This is a genomic window from Pontimonas sp., assembly GCF_031581085.1.
Lineage (GTDB): Bacteria > Actinomycetota > Actinomycetes > Actinomycetales > Microbacteriaceae > Pontimonas.
Genome location: NZ_JAVLBO010000065.1, coordinates 1 through 1,556, shown reverse-complemented (window position 1 = coordinate 1,556; position 1,556 = coordinate 1). Strand labels below are relative to the sequence as shown.

1 protein-coding gene is annotated in these 1,556 nt (G+C 57.6%); it reads left to right on the top strand.

Annotated elements, in window-relative coordinates; translation table 11 throughout:
- The first annotated feature begins 89 nt into the window (after positions 1-89).
- A complete protein-coding gene (locus RI518_RS07870) occupies positions 90-1,403 on the top strand; it encodes a glycosyltransferase (protein ID WP_310689824.1) in 1,314 nt (437 codons plus the stop codon).
- The last annotated feature ends 153 nt before the right edge of the window (positions 1,404-1,556 follow it).

Below are 1,556 nucleotides of genomic sequence, written 5' to 3'. Positions count from 1 at the left end.
CCTCGTCCTCGACTCGCGATAGCCTTTCGGCGACCCCAAAAGCTCGGTGAGCTTTTCCCTCAAGGTGCTTCGGGAATGGAGCGTTTTCAGTGCAGGTAAATAGCTCCCACGAGTCACACACGCCAAGAATCAAAGTGGTGTTCGTCGCCGCTCATGACAGCGTGGGGGGTGCAGCACGGGCGGCCTACCGGGTGTTTGACGCCATTCGAACCCATTGTGCCGACGAGATCGACATCACCTTCCGAGTGGTTCACAAAACTCGCGACGATGATCAGATTGTGGGGGGAAAGCCGATACGGAGCCGCCTGGAATACGCGCGCTACTTTCTGAGGACTCGTTTTCGCAAATACTTTCCCCGCAAACCCTTTGTGTCAAATAACACCCTTCTTCACTCACAGGCGCGTTATCCCAGTGGCCTGGGCCGAGAAATCAATGCCATGACACCCGACGTCGTGATGCTTGGCTGGCTCGGAAACGCCACTCTTTCCATTGAAGAAATTGGAGCTCTGCAGGCGCCCATCGTGTGGCGCCTTTCGGATATGTGGATGTTTTCGGGGGCTGAGCACTACACGGATACGGGTCGCTATCAAGAGGGTTATTCTCGGCGCTCGCGCCCCGATACCGAATCGGGGCCGGATATCGACAGGGAAACTTTTCGACGAAAAAAAAGGCATTGGAAGAGACCGAGCCATGTCGTGGCATTAACAACCTGGTTAGAGAAAGAAGCCCGATCAAGCGTGCTCACTCAACACTGGCCGAGCCACGTGATTCCGGTTCCGATTGACACCGACTTTTGGTCGCCGCAACCGAAGACGCTCGCGAGAGAGGAATTGGGAATTCCCCTCGAAGACACCGTCATTGTGTTCGGGGCCGGAGGGGGGACAGCCCACCGCCACAAAGGAGCTGATCTGCTTTTTGACACCCTCGCTGACCTCCAGGGCCACCGCGACAACACCGCGGCCTCCCCATCAATTCGAGTGGTCGTATTCGGTGAGTCGCGCGAGGAAGAAAATAGGGACGGTATTCCGGTTCAATATGTGGGCCGGCTCAATGATGCGCAGTTGCGCTCTGCCTATTGTGCAGCAGACGTCTTTGTCGCCCCATCCCGACTAGAAGCCTTCGGTCAAGTCGCTGCAGAAGCCCAATCATGCGGCACGCCAGTGGTTGCCTTCGATAACTCCGGCTTGAGTGATGTGGTCCACGACCGGGTCACCGGCCGCCTCGCCTCCGCTTTTGACACGCAGTCTTTAGCCGAAGCAATTCGCTGGGTCGTGTCAAATCCGAAGCGCCAAGCGACTCTCGGGGAAGCCGCGAGACAACGCGCAATCGAGTTGTGGAGTCCACGAGTCGTTGCCGAGGCCTATGTTTCCGTGCTGAAGAGGGCCGCCAGTAAGCCGGCTTAGGTGGCCTGTCCTCCAACTGCGAAGTTGCTCGCACCATCAACCGACCAGCCCCGGTCGGTGTCGACAAGAATGTATCGAAGACCCAGAGAGTTCTCACTGGAGCCGCGCAGCACCACGTCAATCACTAATTGAGCAGCCCCGTCGCGCACCAGG